General features: G+C 66.4%; 9 protein-coding genes and 1 pseudogene. 3 read left to right on the plus strand and 7 right to left on the minus strand.

What is annotated here, in order from left to right:
- Positions 1-8: 8 nt before the first annotated feature.
- The 4 genes from MKK54_RS24375 to MKK54_RS24390 form a co-directional block, all read right to left on the minus strand.
- Positions 9-773 (minus strand): HpcH/HpaI aldolase family protein, encoded by a 765-nt coding sequence (locus MKK54_RS24375; protein WP_244015227.1) that lies wholly within the window; start codon positions 771-773, stop codon positions 9-11.
- A gap of 24 nt (positions 774-797) precedes the next feature.
- Positions 798-2,168, minus strand: a complete 1,371-nt coding sequence (gene gudD, locus MKK54_RS24380; RefSeq protein ID WP_244015229.1) for a glucarate dehydratase — start codon at positions 2,166-2,168, stop codon at positions 798-800.
- 130 nt (positions 2,169-2,298) lie between these two features.
- The gene (locus MKK54_RS24385) at positions 2,299-3,183 is read right to left on the minus strand and encodes a LysR family transcriptional regulator (protein ID WP_244015232.1); all 885 of its coding nucleotides are present in this window, start codon (positions 3,181-3,183) and stop codon (positions 2,299-2,301) included.
- A 74-nt stretch (positions 3,184-3,257) separates the two neighbouring features.
- A complete protein-coding gene (locus tag MKK54_RS24390) occupies positions 3,258-4,580 on the minus strand; it encodes an MFS transporter (protein ID WP_244015234.1) in 1,323 nt (440 codons plus the stop codon).
- A gap of 850 nt (positions 4,581-5,430) precedes the next feature.
- On the opposite strand from MKK54_RS24390, the gene MKK54_RS24395 reads away from it, so the two are divergent.
- From MKK54_RS24395 to MKK54_RS24405, 3 genes are all read left to right on the plus strand, one after another.
- Positions 5,431-9,000, plus strand: coding sequence for a glycosyltransferase (locus MKK54_RS24395; RefSeq protein ID WP_244015236.1), 3,570 nt, complete (start codon positions 5,431-5,433; stop codon positions 8,998-9,000).
- A gap of 192 nt (positions 9,001-9,192) precedes the next feature.
- Positions 9,193-10,188, plus strand: coding sequence for a helix-turn-helix domain-containing protein (locus MKK54_RS24400; protein WP_244015239.1), 996 nt, complete (start codon positions 9,193-9,195; stop codon positions 10,186-10,188).
- A gap of 431 nt (positions 10,189-10,619) precedes the next feature.
- Positions 10,620-11,510, plus strand: coding sequence for a LysR family transcriptional regulator (locus MKK54_RS24405; RefSeq protein WP_244015241.1), 891 nt, complete (start codon positions 10,620-10,622; stop codon positions 11,508-11,510).
- A 59-nt stretch (positions 11,511-11,569) separates the two neighbouring features.
- Here MKK54_RS24405 and msrP read toward each other — a convergent pair whose 3' ends face one another.
- The 3 genes and pseudogenes from msrP to MKK54_RS24420 all read right to left on the minus strand — a co-directional run.
- On the minus strand, positions 11,570-12,526 hold the full coding sequence (gene msrP / locus MKK54_RS24410) for a protein-methionine-sulfoxide reductase catalytic subunit MsrP (protein WP_244015243.1): 957 nt from the start codon (positions 12,524-12,526) through the stop codon (positions 11,570-11,572).
- Between the two features lie 165 nt (positions 12,527-12,691).
- Positions 12,692-14,386 (minus strand): AMP-binding protein, encoded by a 1,695-nt coding sequence (locus tag MKK54_RS24415; RefSeq protein WP_244015245.1) that lies wholly within the window; start codon positions 14,384-14,386, stop codon positions 12,692-12,694.
- A gap of 85 nt (positions 14,387-14,471) precedes the next feature.
- A pseudogene (locus tag MKK54_RS24420) lies at positions 14,472-14,681 on the minus strand (hypothetical protein); the annotation flags it as partial.

Genomic DNA, 14,681 nt, shown 5'->3' on the forward strand with positions numbered 1-14,681 from the left:
GGGCAGCGTCAGCGGAAGCGCGCGGCGAGCGCTTCGGAGGTGCGGGCCAGGAGACCCATATCCGAGCCCACCGCCGTGAAGCGGGTGCCGGCCGCGATGTAGCGGTGCGCCAGCTCCTCGTTGGCGGTGAGGATTCCCGCGTGCTTGCCGGTGCCGCGGATCCGGGCGATCGTCTCCTCGACCACCTTCACAACGTCGGCGTGGTTCTGCTGGCCGATATAGCCGAGGCTGGTCGAGAGATCGCCGGGGCCGATGAAGACGCCGTCGACGCCCTCGACGCCCGCGATCTCCTCGAGGTTGTCGAGGGCGCGACGCGATTCGATCTGCACGGCGACGAAGATCTCGGCCTCGCAGCGCGCGTGATAGTTCGGGATGCGGCCGAAGCGGGCGGCGCGCGGCGCCTGCGAGAAGCCGCGCACGCCGCGCGGGGCATAGCGGGTGGCGGCGACCGCGCGGCGGGCCTGGTCGGCATCGTCGATGTTGGGGATCATCAGCGACTGCACGCCGGTGTCGAGGATGCGCTTGATGGCGATCGGCTCGTCGCTCGGCATCCGCACCATGGCGTGGGCCGCGCCCTCCATCATCGATTGGACCTGCGCGTAGACGTCGCGCAGGTCGTTGGCGGAGTGCTCCATGTCGAGGAGAAGCCAGTCGAAGCCGGAGCCGGCCACGACCTCGGTGGAGATCGGGCTGGCGAGGCTGCACCAAAGGCCGATCTGCTGCTGGCCCGCGTTGAGGGCGGCCTTGAAGCGGTTGGTGAGGATGTCGGTCATCGTCGCGTCTCCGGGACTAGGGGTTCAGCGCACGAGGCACGGGCGCTTGTTGTCGAAGATCCAGTTCGGGACCAGGAACTGCATGGCCGAGGCGTCGTCGCGGGCGCCGAGGCCGTGACGCTGGTAGAGGGCGTGCGCCGCCTCGACCTCGGCCCAGTCGAGCTCGATGCCGAGGCCGTGGCGCTCGGGCACCCGCACGAGGCCCCCCTCGATCCGCAGGGGCTCCTTGGTCAGGCGCTGGCCGTCCTGCCAGATCCAGTGGGTGTCGATGGCGGTGACGCGGCCCGGGGCCGCGGCGGCGACATGCGTGAACATCGCCAGCGACACGTCGAAATGGTTGTTCGAGTGCGAACCCCAGGTCAGGCCGTGGTCGCGGCAGAGCTGCGCCACGCGGACGGAGCCGGCGAGCGTCCAGAAATGCGGGTCGGCGAGCGGGATGTCGACGGAGCCGAGCTGGATCGCGTGGTTCATCTGCCGCCAGTCGGTGGCGATCATGTTGGTGGCGGTGGGCAGGCCGGTGGCGCGGCGGAACTCGGCCATGATCTCCCGGCCGGAGAAGCCCGCCTCGGCCCCGCACGGGTCCTCCGCGTAGGCGAGCACGTCGCCGCGCCCCTTGCAGAGGCGGATCGCCTCCTCCAGCGACCAGGCGCCGTTCGGGTCGAGGGTGACGCGCGCCTTCGGGAAACGCTGGTGGATCGCCGTCACCGCCGCGATCTCGTCCTCACCGGCGAGGACGCCGCCCTTCAGCTTGAAGTCGTTGAAGCCGTAGGTCTCGTAGGCGGCTTCCGCGAGGCGCGCGACGGCGTCCGGGGTCAGGGCCTCCTCGTCGCGGAGGCGGAACCAGCCGTCGCCGGCCTCGGGCTCACGGTAGGGCAGATCTGTGCGGCGGCGGTCGCCGACATAGAACAGGTAGCCGAGCATCTCGACGGCGTCGCGCTGCTGGCCCTCGCCGAGAAGTGCCGCCACCGGCACCTCCAGGAACTGGCCCAGCAGATCGAGGAACGCGGATTCGATCGCCGTCACGGCGTGAATGGTGACGCGCAGGTCGAAGGTCTGGAGCCCGCGCCCGCCGGCATCGCGGTCGGCGAAGCGGCTGCGCATCGCGTTGAGCACCGCCTGCCAATCCCCGATGGGGCGGCCGACGACGAGGTCGCCCGCCTCTTCGAGGGTGGCGCGGATGCGCTCGCCGCCCGGAACCTCGCCGAGGCCGGTCGCTCCGGTGGAATCGGTCAGCACCACGAGGTTGCGGGTGAAGAAGGGGCCGTGCGCACCGCTGAGGTTGAGCAGCATGCTGTCGCGCCCCGCCACCGGCACGACCCGCAGCGCGGTCACCGTGGGGGTTCGCGACGGGCCGCGCGTCGCGGAAGCCGTGGAAGCCGTGGAGTCCAGAGCCATGAGCGTTCTCCCGAACCGATCGCAGCGGCGTCTCGCGCGCCGTCTTGCATCCCCCGTTCTAGAAAGTGCAGCGATGCCGGTCCAAGCCAAAGGCTGGATCGATCGATGCGGGTTCCGTATCGATCCAGTCTCAGGGCATCTCTCGCAGCAGGGCGCGCAGATGCGCCAGAAGCGGCACGTCGCTGCCGCGACGCCAGGCCAGATGCAGTTCGGCCGGGCGCGGCTGCGCGAGGTCGAGGGGGCAAAACGCGACGCCCTCGAAGCGCAGGCATTCGGCCGCCGCCGGCACCAGGGCGAGGCCGATGCCGGCGCGCACCAGACCCAGGATCGAGTGGATCTGCGTGAGCTGCTGGACGATGCGCGGCTGCCGGTCGCCGCCCGCGAAGAGACCCACCAGGAGGTCGTGGAAGTAGCTCGCCTCATGCGGCGCGTAGCCGACCAGGGCCGCGTCGTGCAGATCGTCGAGGCTGAGGGAGTGGCGTGCGACCAGGGCGTGCCCGGCCGGCAGCGCCACGACGAGGGGCTCGGCGAGCGCCCGCTCCGCTTCGAGTTCGGGATGGTTCACGGGTGGGCGGATGAGCCCGGCATCGATCTGCCCGGAAAGGATCGCCTCCACCTGATCCTTGGTCACCATCTCGCGCAGCGAGAGCGTCACGTCCGGCATCGCGTTCCGGCAGGCGATGACGAGACGGGGCAGGAAGTCGTAGGCCGAGGCAGCGGTGAAACCGAGTTTGAGCACGCCGGCCCGTCCCGCCGCGACCTGCCGGGTGACGTGGGTGGCGGTCTCCGCGAGCCGGAGGATGCGCAGGGCCTCGGGCAGAAAGCTGCGCCCGGCGGCGGTGAGGCGGACCGAGCGGCTCGTGCGATCGAGGAGTTGCACGTCGAGGACGCGCTCCAGTACCTGGATCTGCCGGGACAGCGGCGGTTGCGTCATGTTCAGCCGGGCGGCGGCGCGCCCGAAATGCAATTCTTCCGCGACGGCGGCAAAGCAGCGGAGTTGGCTGAAATCGAGCATCGTGCCCCGCAAAACCGATGGCCGTGGGCGAAGACCCACGGCCACGAACCCGATGGTGCGTGAGGAGGGATGCGTCAGTGCAGTTCGACTCGGCGAATCTCACCCACGATCACGAGATAGCAGAACACGGCGACGAGCGCGTTCAGGCCGACGAAGACCAGCGCCCCGTTGAACGAGCCGGTCTGCTGGACGATGTAGCCGATCACGATGGGCGTGGTGATGCCGGCCGTGTTGCCGAAGGTGTTGAACAGGCCGCCGTTGAGGCCGCCGGTGGAGCGCGGCGAGGTGTCGGAGACGACGGCCCAGCCAAGCGCCCCGATGCCCTTGCCGAAGAAGGCGAGCGCCATCAGGCCGACCACCAGCGCATCCGCCTGCACGTAATTGCAGCCGACGATGCACATCGAGAGCAGCATGCCGCCCACGATCGGGATCTTTCGCGAAGCGGTCAGGGAGTAGCCGCGCTTCAGCAGAAGATCGGAGATCCAGCCGCCGAGAATGCCGCCGATGAAGCCGCAGAGCGCAGGGAGCACGGCGGCGAAGCCTGCCTGGAGGATCGAGAGGCCGCGCTCCTTGACGAGGTAGACCGGGAACCAGGTCAGGAAGAAATAGGTCAGCGTGGTGATGCAGTACTGGCCGATATAGATGCCGAGCAGCATGCGATTGGACAGAAGCTGACGGATCGTGCGGCCGGCATTCACCGGGGCGGCCTGGCCGCGTCCGTCCATGTCGAGCAGGGCGCCGCCCTCCTCGATGTAGTCGCGCTCGGCCTTGTTGATCGCCGGGTGCTCACGGGGGCCGTGGATCACCTGCGTCCAGACCAGTGCGAACAGGATGCCCAGCGCGCCCATCAGGGTGAAGACGTGATGCCAGCCGTAATGATGCACCACCCAGCCCATGAGCGGGGTGAACAGGACCGTGGCGAAGTACTGCGAAGAGTTGAAGAAGGCGGACGCGGTGCCGCGCTCGGAGGTCGGGAACCATGCGGCCGTGATGCGCGCATTGGCGGGAAACACCGGCGCCTCGGACAGGCCCACCAGGAGACGCAGGCTAAAGAGCACGGCCACCGCCGTGAAGCCGGTGAAGAAGCCGACCGCGCCCTGCATCAGGGTGAAGGCCGACCACAGGAAGATCGCGCCGGCATAGACCCACTTGGCGCCGTAGCGATCGAGCAGCCAGCCGCCGGGAAGCTGCGCCAGGACGTAGGACCAGGCGAAGGCCGAGAACACGTAGCCCATGGAAACGGCGTCGAGGCCGAGATCCTTGGCCAGCGACGGACCTGCGATCGAGAGCGTCGCGCGGTCGGCGTAGTTGATGGTCGTGGCGAGGAACAGCATCGTGACGATGAGAAGCCGAACACGGCTTCGCTTCGCCACGGCCACCGCAAGACCGGCGCTCATGACGTCTCTCCCTGAGAGCGGACCACCCGGCTGTTGCCGTGGCGGACATCGGCCGTTCTCTCGTCCGTTCGGACGTGCCTTCGGATTTGGCAGTCCTCGGACTCGGCGGCCCATTGCGAGACCGAGCGTAAAGCCGGCCGGGAAGCCGCGTCCAACTCAAAGGCTGGATGGATCGATGCAGGATCGGTATCGATTCGTGGCGTCGATCGCCATTTTGTTGGTCAGGAGGAACCGGATTGCGTCGAGCGAATGCCCAAGCCAAGTAGCGCGCGTGTGGGACATGCTTAGGTGGAGCGCGAACGTTCCGAACGCGCGAACGCAGACGAAACGGGCGGGGTCGTTTCTTGATACCGGGACACGTGCGACTCTGCTTATCGAAATATTTTACCGAATAACGACAAGCATTAAAAACGGGTGCATTAAATTTACATTATCCAAATTTTCCAGGATTGAACGACTTTGTTTGAGCGTTGGCAACTTTGACGAATAAACGCTCACGTGATATTTTCGTAAAAATATTTCCTAAAATATGAACAAAATCCTGTGCGCGGAGTCGTTGATGCTGGATATCGAGTTTTATCGTGCGTTTTACGAGGATCTTCGCACGATCAACGATCTCGACGCCGCGGCACATTGGAAGTCGTACGGACAATTCGAGGGACGTTACGCGAACCCCTATGCGGCGCAGGAAGCGTTGCTGAAGGATTCACGTCTTCCGCCAGATTTCGATCTGGCCACCTATCTTGAATTGAATCCCGACGTCAAATCGTCGATCCGCTGGGATTTCCAAGGTCTGCTTCATTATCTCTCGGATGGCATTCGCGAGCGGAGACGCTACCGATCGGAACCCTTGTTTCTCGGCGGCGATTCCATCCCGGATGCCGAGAGACGGCCGATCGAATCCTTCTTTACATCCGGGGAACTGGCGGTTCTGCCGGCCGCCTTCAACGCGGGCAGTTACCTCGCCCACAATCCGGATATCCGTCGGGTCGCCAAGGACGGCATCGGCGCGATCACGCACTTCCTGCATTATGGCCGTGCCGAGAACCGCCTCTGTGTTCCGCTCCGCTACAACGCGCGCTTCCTGGAGCAGATGTATCGCGTCAGGATTTCGTCCGACCTGACGGTCGACGAGGTCGTTCGCACCCTACGGGATCAGGCGAAATGTTCGAGAACGGATCTCGTTTTCCTCAATGAGGAGGAACTCCTCTGCTTTCATGACGTGAATGTTCCGTACGTCTCGCAGATGTTCGACCATGAATATTATGCGATCCGGTATTTGCGGAACGACGAGAAGATCCGCAGCCGGGCTCGGTGCCTGATCCACTTCTGTGAGGTGGGCCAGTTCCGGGGCCACGATATCGCCCCCGGCCTCGTCTTCGATACGGCGTTCTACGCGGCCGAGTACGGCGTCGCGCCGGACGCATCCGAGCCTCCCTTTCTCGATTGGATTCGTGGCGGCTCCGATCGCGTGCGCTGGCCCAACCTGCGATCGCTGGCCAAGGCGATCTACGATGTCGAGGTGCCGCCTCACCTGCTCGATCCCGCCGTTCGGAACGCAAGTCGCCCGGAATCGTCCATCAAGCCCAGTGGACACGTGGCACGCCTGATCGAAGAGCCGCTCCTCGACGCGATCGTGTTTGAGACGCATCGCGAGGCGATGGCCGCGTTCTACGCGCAGCTCGGAGACCGGCTGGCTGCTCGGCAGGATGAGGCCGGTGCCGCCACCCTCTACGATTTCGTCCTGCGGCAGGTCCCGAACTTCGCGAAGGCCCTGACCAGCCGCGCCGAACTCGCCCAGCGCACCGGCGATGTCACGAGCGCGATCGCCATTCGGGAGCGCATGGTCGCGTGGGGGGTCGGCAATGCGGCGACCTTCGCCGATCTCGGAGCGTGTTACGCGCAACTGGGCGATCGAAAGAACGCCCTGCGCACGCTGACGCACGGCGTCGACCGCTTTCCCGGCGATTCGGGTCTCCGGCGGCGTTTGATGGCCAGCCGGGAAGCGTATTTCGAAGATCTTTGGCGAACCGCGGCGAGCACCGCGCTGACCTACGGCTATCCCACGGCGCAGGCTCTGGTCCGCGAAGCAGCGGAACTGTGCTCCGATCGTGTGGACCTTCCCCCGATCGGCAGGACTGTCCGGACGGTCGCCATCTACGGAAATTGCGACCTGCCGCAGTGCAAGTTCTACCGGGTCGACCAGAAAGTCGAGCAACTCGCCGCGGCGGGTTACGAGGTCCGCGTCTACGACTACGTGACGGAGACGGATCTCTACCTATCGGACTTGTCCGAGATCGATCTCGTCATCGTCTACCGTGTCCCCGCCTTTCCGTACGTCATCCAGGCCATTCAGAGGACGACGGCGCTCGGAATCGTCACCATCTACGACATCGACGACCTGGTCTTCGACCAACGGCACTTTCCCCCGGCCCTCGCGACCTATTCGGGGCAGCTCGCCGAAGCGGATCATGCCTCCATGGCCTGCGGCGTCAGCCTGTTCGCGCACGCGCCGACGCTGTGCCGGTACGGCATGGTCTCGACCCGAAGCCTCGCGCCCTTCGTCGAGGCAAGCGTGCAGGCGAAGACGACCTTCGTCCATCCCAACGGTCTGAGCCTCGAGCACGAGGCCGCCCGCGCCATGCCCGTGGGCAAGCGGCCCGGGAAGACCACCATCTTCTACGGCTCCGGAACGAAGGCCCACAAGGCGGACTTCATCGACCTCGTCGAACCGGCGCTGCTGCGGTTGTTCGAGGTGCATGGGGAGCAGATCCAACTGATCGTCATCGGCGACATCACGTTGTCGCCGTCCCTGTCGCCCTGGCGGCAGGCGATGACGCTGCACAGGCCGATCAAGGATCTCCAGACCTATTGGGATCTGTTGAAACTCAGCGACATCAACCTGTCCGTCCTCGAGAAGAACGTCTTCAACGACGGCAAGAGCGAGATCAAGTGGCTCGAAGCCGCGATCTTCGGCATCCCGTCGGTCGTCAGCGCATCCGCGACCCACGAAGAGGTCATCGTTCCGGGGGAGACGGGCTATCTCTACCGGACCTCCGACGAATTGTTCACAGCCCTGGATGCGTTGGTCCGTTCGCCCGGACTGCGCCAGCGGATCGGCCGCGCGGCCGAGGCCGAGGCCATGGCGAAGTACAACATCGACGCGTTGAGCCGGAACCTCGGAACGATCATCGAAGCGGCGTCACCGGTCAAGGAATCGGCCGTGAAACGGCTGACGATCGTCAACGTCTTCTACCCGCCGCAGGCGATCGGCGGCGCGACGCGCGTGGTCCACGACAACGTTTTGGATCTCAAGCGCCTCCTCGGACCGGATTGGCAGATCGACGTGATCTGCACCCGTGAGGGGGGGGAGACCCCCTACGAGATCGACTGGTACGTTCAGGATGGGATCCGCGTCTTTTGTATCACGGCCGCGGATCACCCACGGATCGACCACCTGGTCGAAGATCCCCGCATGGCGCGGGCCTTCGCGGAAGTGATCGAGATCATTCGGCCCCATCTCGTTCACTTCCACTGCATTCAACGCCTCACCGCATCCTGCCTCGGAGAGGTGCGCAAGCGCGCCATCCCGTTCGCCGTCACCATGCACGATGGCTGGTGGATCTCGCCGCATCAGTTCCTGCTCGATAGCGAGAACAATGCCCGGACCTACGATTTCTCCTCGGTGATCTGTCCGAGTTCGATGGGGAGCGAGGACTTCGAACGGTCCAAGATCCTGCGCCGCTACTTGAGGGGGGCCGACCGTCTGCTGACGGTGTCGGAGCCCTTCGCCCGGATCTGCCGGCAAACGGGTCTCGAGGCCATCGCGGTGATCGAGAACGGCGTATCGCGATTGCCGCCGCCGCCGGCGCGAACCCGGTCTCACGGCCGGGTCCGGCTCGCCCATATCGGCGGCCTCGCAGCCCACAAAGGCTATCACCTCGTCAGGAACATTTTCCTTACGGAGACGTTCTCGAACCTGAGCCTGCTGTTGGTCGACCACGCCATGCAACCCGGCCTGCAGCGCGAGGAGATCTGGAACGGCACGCCCGTCTTGTTTCGAGGCAAGGCGCCTCAGAGCGAGGTCGCGGCGCTCTACGACGACATCGACGTTCTGCTCGCCGCCTCGATCTGGCCCGAGAGCTACGGCCTCGTGAGCCGGGAAGCTCTCGCGATGGGGTGCTGGGTCGTGGCCTCCGATCGGGGCGCCATCGGAGATTGCGTCGTGGACCGGCAGAACGGTTACGTGGTCGATGTCGGCGACGCCGAAGCGCTCATCGCGGTCCTGCGGTACATCGACGCCAATCCGGACATGCATCGGGCCTCACCCGCGCTCCAGCCCGCCATCAGGACGGCGCGCGAGCAGGCCGAGGACCTCGCCGCACTCTATGCCGAGATGTACCGCGAGCGGCACGGCTGAGGGGGGAGCTTACCTCGGCGATGGCACGCGGTTCCGAAACGAAGGCTCCGAAACCGACAGGTCCCTCGACCGCCCTGCGCCAACGGACGGGATCGAACCAAGCCTCCCGGTCATGACCGAGGTCATGACGCGGCAGGTGTGGTAGAATGCGAGAATGTGCATCATCGTAGGCTGTCAGGCGAGGATACGGTGATGCAGAGGCTTTTCTCGACAGAGGATATGTCCGCGCAGGACGCGTTTCGCCGGTGGCGCGAGATCTGCGAGGATCGCCTCGTTCCGATGTCCCAGAATTGCGTGGGTGATCGGCCGTTCCACGCCTCGATCGACGGCACCGTCATCGGCGGGCTCGCATTCACGAAATTCGCCCTGAGCGACCTGGACACCTCGACGACATCGCAATCGATTCGTCACAGGAACAACAAGACTGATTTCCTGTACTTGAGCATGATGCTCGCGGGCAATGTGAACGCGAGTCAGAACGACCGCTCGACCACCGATGCGACCGGCGATCTCTCGATACGTGACACGAACACGCCGTGGACGATCGAGCACAGAGGTCGCAGCGAGCTCTTGACCGTCGAGATTCCACGAGCCCGATTGGAGAGCGTGCTGGGCTCCGCGCGCCATTTTGCCGGACTGACGATGAGCGGTCGCGGGCCGGTCACGATCCTGGCCCGGTCGTTCCTCTGTGATCTGCTCCGCATGGGCGATCAGCTGACGCCTCAGGCGGCCGAGCGCATGACATCGATCGGGGTCGACCTCGTCGTCGCCAGCTTGGCCGAGCGCATGGCGAAGGATGCGCCGAAACCGCTGCGCGGAGTGCTGATCGTCCAGCGGGCCAAAGCCTACGTCGCCGCCAATCTCGGCGACCACGACCTCGACCCGTCGCGGATCGCGTCCGCGATGGGCGTGTCGCTGCGGCATCTGCAGACCCTGTTTCGGGAGGATGGGCACCACATCGGCGCCTGGATCTGGCAGCAGCGGCTGGAGAAGGCGGCGCGGCACCTGTCGGATCCCGGTTGCCTCCACAAGCCTTTGAACGAAGTGGCCTTCCGATGCGGTTTCGGGGACCCCGCCCACTTCTCCCGCCGCTTCCGTGATCGCTTCGGCATGAGTCCGCGTGACTACCGCCAAACCGCGCTGGTTTCATGCGCCGCCCTCCGAGAGACGACGGTCCCAACCACGTGACTTGCGGTCGAGCAGCGCGATCTGCCGCTGGCCGGTGTCGATGATGGCGTCGGTCCGGGACTGCCATGACGAGATTTGGCTGCGCTGCGGCGATCTCCCCCCTCATGTCCCGTCCGGCCATCGGAACGGATCCGGTCCCGGCCTCCGCGTCCTCGCTGGCAAGGACCCGCCGAACAGGAAGATTTCGGCGGACAGGGCGCCATGCGCCTTGCGCGCGGCGTCAAGACAATCGCAAGGTCGTTCGCATAACCTAAGCACTGACGGCATGAGCCGTCGGCGCTCCCCGCATGACTCGCCCTCGCCGTCCGCCGCCCTGCGCGGGACGTCCCGAGGTCGGATCGACCGGGCGTGGCGGGTCGACCGGATCGCGAAACGTGCGCGCGTGGGAGGCTCGTTCGGTCGGCGTCGGGGTGGGTACGGGAGTGGACGCCTTGGACTGGGACAAGATCCGCATCTTCCTCAATGTCGCCGAAGCCGGCAGCTTCACGCGTGCCGGCGACGATATCGGCCTGAGCCAGTCGGCGGTGAGCCGGCAGATCAGCGCCCTCGAACGCGAATTGAAGGCGCCCCTGTTCCACCGCCATGCCCGCGGCCTGATCCTCACCGAGCAGGGTGATCTGCTCTTCCGCGCGGCGCGCGACATGAAACTGCGCCTGGAGAACACCAAGGCGCGCCTCGTCGAGACCAGTGAACGGCCGTCCGGTGACCTCAAGGTGACGACGACGGTCGGCCTCGGCACCGCCTGGCTCGCACAGCGGGTGGCAGAGTTCCTCGACCTCTATCCGGATGTCCGCGTCGAGCTCATCCTCACCAACGAGGAGCTGGATCTCGCCATGCGCGAGGCCGACGTGGCGATCCGCATGCGGCGCCCGGCCCAGCCGGACCTGATCCAGCGGCGGCTGTTCACCGTGCATTACCACGCCTTCGCGTCGCAGGATTACGTGAAGCGCTTCGGCGAGCCGAAATCCATCGCCGACCTCGACAACCACCGGCTGGTCTCGTTCGGCGGCAACGAGCCGTCCTACCTGCTGGCCACGCACTGGCTCTCCACCGTGGGACGCGAGGGCCAGGAGCGCCGGACGATCCACTTCACGGTCAACAACATCACCGCCCTTCAGCAGGCGATCGAGACCGGCGCCGGCATCGGCATCCTGCCCGACTACGCGGCGGAGGGGCAGTCCGGCCTCGTGCAGGTGATGCGCGAGACCGAGATGCCGCACATGGAGAGCTACCTCGTCTATGCCGAGGAGATGCGGACCGTGGCCCGCGTCCAGGCGTTCCGCGACTTCCTGGTCGCCAAGGCCCAGCGCTGGACCTACTGACAGCGTCCGAGCACCGGACCCAACGGGGCGGCGGGGCAAGCCCCCGCCGCCGGCGTCCGTCACACGAACAGGCGTTCCTTCTCCAGCCCCTTGTAGAGGCCGGCGACCTGCTCGCCGTAGCCGTTGTAGATCAGAGTCGGCACGCGCTGGTCGGTGCCGAGCACCCGCTCGGTCGCCTGACTCCAGCGCGGATGCGACACGGCCGGGTTCACGTTGGCCCAGAATCCGTACTCGGCCGATTGCAGGCCTTCCCAGAAGGTCTTCGGGCGCTCCGCTACGAACGAGATCTTGGTGATCGATTTCACCGACTTGAAGCCGTACTTCCACGGCACCACGAGGCGGATCGGCGCGCCGAACTGGTTGGCGAGCGGCTTGCCGTAGACCCCCGTCGCGATGAAGGCGAGGTCGTTGTTGGCCTCTTCCAGGGTCAGCCCCTCGGTGTAGGGCCAGGGATACAGGAACGACTTCTGACCCGGCGCCATCGAGCGGTCGAGGAAGGTCTGCATCTGGATGTACTTGGCGCCCGAGGTGGGCTTGGCCAGGGCCACCAGCTTGGAGAGCGGGAAGCCGGTCCAGGGCACGGACATCGACCACGCCTCGACGCAGCGGTGGCGGTAGAGCCGCTCCTCGAGGGTCATCTTGCGGATGAGATCGTCGACGCCGAGCGTCATCGCCTTCTCGACGAGGCCGTCGATCGCGACGCTCCAAGGCCGGGTCTTCAGGGCGTTGGCGGCGGGCAGCACGGTCTTCGAGGTGCCGTACTCATAAAAGTTGTTGTAGTCGGCGCTGTACTTCTCCGGCGTCAGGGCGCGGTCGAGGGTGTAGGCCTCGTTGCGCTTGGCCGGGTAGAGGTCGGCGGTGGGATCGGCCGCCGCATGGGCGCCGTCGATGCCGATGAACGAGGCCGCGGCGAGGCCTGCGGCGCCGCCGAGCAGGCGTCGCCGATCGAGGAAGACGCTCTCCGGCGTCGCGAGATGTTCGGGCATCTCCCAGGCCCGCTTGCGCCCGATATGCATATCGAATCCTCCTGCGGCGGCACCGAAGGCGCGCCGGCTCATGACCCTGACATCGGCTCGCAGCTTCTCGCGCGCAAGCCGACAGCGACTCACCCTTCGGCGCGTCACGGCCCCAGGTTACAGGGCAAACACTCGCGGAAGGCGAGCGGATCGTCGCAAGACGATTCAAGGCCCCGGCGGATCGTCGCGCAGCGCCCGGCGCAGCACCTTGCCGACATTGGTCTTCGGGAGGGCGTCGTGGAAGACGACGCGGCGTGGCACCTTGTAGCCGGTGAGCTGCTCGCGGGCGTAGCTCCGCAGGGCGTCGGTGGTGATCGCCCCATCCCTGCGCACCACGTGGGCGACGACCATCTCGCCGGTCTCCGCATGGACGGCGCCGACCACGGCGCATTCGAGCACGCCGGGATGGCTCGCCAGCACGTCCTCGATCTCGTTCGGGTAGACGTTGAAGCCCGAGACGAGGATCATGTCCTTCATGCGGTCGACGATGCGGACCTGACCGTCGGACTGGAGCACGGCCACGTCGCCGGTGCGGAAATATCCGTCCGGGGTGGTCGCGCGGGCGGTCTCGTCCGGCCGCTTCCAGTAGCCGGCCATGACCTGGGGACCTTGGACGCAGAGTTCGCCCGGCTCTCCCTCAGCGACTTCGCGGCCGTCGAGTCCTCGAATGGACACGTCCGTGGACGGCAGCGCGTAACCGATCGTCCCGCTCCATTCCGCGAGGTCCGGCGGGTTCACGCAGACGACGGGCGAGGTCTCTGAGAGCCCGTAGCCCTCGACGATGGCGCTGCCCGTGATGGCCTTCCACTTCTCGGCGACCGCCGCCTGAACCGCCATGCCGCCCGCGATCACGAAGTCCAGGTTCGAGAAGTCCACCTCCCCGATCCGAGGGTGGTTGATCAGCAGGTTGAACAGCGTGTTCACCCCGGAGAAATGGGTGAAGCGGCTGCCCTTCAGGGTCTTGATGAAGCCGTCCGCGTCGCGGGGATTGGCGATGAGCAGGCAGCAGCCGCCGACCTTCATGAAGAAGAAGAAGCAGCAGGTCAGCGCGAAGATGTGGTACAGCGGCAGGGCCGTGATCATCACGCGCGCCCGGCCGTCCTCCGCGGACACCCGGAACCAGATCCGGCACTGCTCGACATTGGCCATGATGTTGCGGTGGGTCAGCATCGCCGCCTTGGCGATGCCGGTGGTGCCGCCGGTATATTGCAGGAAGGCGAGGTCGTCGGGCTCGACCGCGACGCGGACCTTGGGCATGCCGCGCCCGGCACGGACCACCGCCTCGTAGCGCGGCGCCAATCCCTCGGGGAAGCGATAGGCCGGCACCGCCTTCTTGAGGTGCCGCGAGGCCAGGGTGATCAGGCGGCCCTTCAGGCCCAGGCCATCGCCCGGCCCCGTCAGCACGATCCGTTCGAGGTTCAGGTCCGGCAGGGCCGCCGCGACGGTGTGGGCGAAATTCTCCAGGACGAAGAGCACGCGCGCGCCGGCATCGTTGAGCTGCGCCGTGAGTTCGCGCGGGGTGTAGAGCGGGTTGACGTTGACCACCGTGCAGCCGGCGAGCAGGACTCCGAAAATCGTCGCCGGATAGGCCGCGACGTTCGGCATCATGATCGCGACGCGGTCGCCCTTCGCGAGCCCCTGCGCCGCCAGCCAGGCCGCTACGGCCTCGGCGGAAGCGCCCAGAGCCGCGTAGGAAACCTCGGCGCCGAAGCTGCGCAACGCCGGCCGGCCGCCGGATCGGGCCATGCAATCCTCGAACAGGTCGACCAGCGTGCCCAGGCCCGCGACGTCGATCTCCGCCGGGATGCCCGATGGATACGCGGACAGCCACGGGCGCGCGGCGCTCCGGGTTTCGGCCATGTCGATCCTCCCTGTGATGCGACCCGGCGGCTTCGCGCCACCTTAGTTCACATCTAAACCATCTTCCGACATCCCGGCGGCCGGATCAAGCGGGTGCCCGCGCCGGACGATGCCCCCGTGCGGAACGGTCTTCCCGTTCTCTCAGCCCGTCGCAGAGGAGGTGGGGCAGGAACGCGGCGCAGGCGAGCGCCATCGCCAGCAGGGCATCGGCCGTCGTCATCGCCCGGCGCGGCCAGATGCCGAACCCCGCGAGCGGCGCGAGACCCAGCACCGCGAGGGCGAACCAGAGCGCGAG

The sequence above is a fragment of the Methylobacterium sp. J-068 genome, assembly GCF_022829445.1.
Taxonomy (GTDB): Bacteria; Pseudomonadota; Alphaproteobacteria; order Rhizobiales; family Beijerinckiaceae; genus Methylobacterium.